Origin of the sequence: Saccharothrix sp. NRRL B-16314 (genome assembly GCF_000716595.1) — a bacterium.
In the GTDB taxonomy this organism is placed as follows: Bacteria; Actinomycetota; Actinomycetes; order Mycobacteriales; family Pseudonocardiaceae; genus Actinosynnema.
Map to the genome: position 1 here is coordinate 1 of NZ_JNXC01000203.1, position 330 is coordinate 330.

The window sequence follows — 330 nt, forward strand, 5'->3', positions numbered from 1 at the left end:
GACCATCTCCATCATGGAGGTTCCGGCGGGCGGGAGTTCGGTCTCGTCGATGCCCCAGATCTCGCAGATCTGGCGGCGGTGCTCGGGGTTGGTGATGGAGCGGCCGCCGGGGAGGAGGTCGGACTTCTGGCCGTGCTCGCGGCCGCCCTGGCCGTTGCCCTGGCCGGTGATGGTGCCATAGCCGGCGCCGGGCTTGCCGATGTTCCCGGTGGCGACGCACAGGTTGACGATGCTGAGGCAGTTCTCGACGCCCTGGGAGTGGTGCTCGACGCCGCGGGCGTGCCAGGCCATGGACTTGCCCGCGCCCGCGAACATGCGGGCGACCTGGAC

General features: G+C 70.6%; 1 pseudogene. It reads right to left on the reverse strand.

Annotated features, from left to right (window positions below):
* Positions 1-315: pseudogene (locus tag OQ02_RS39655) on the reverse strand (molybdopterin-dependent oxidoreductase); the annotation flags it as partial.
* Positions 316-330: the final 15 nt, after the last annotated feature.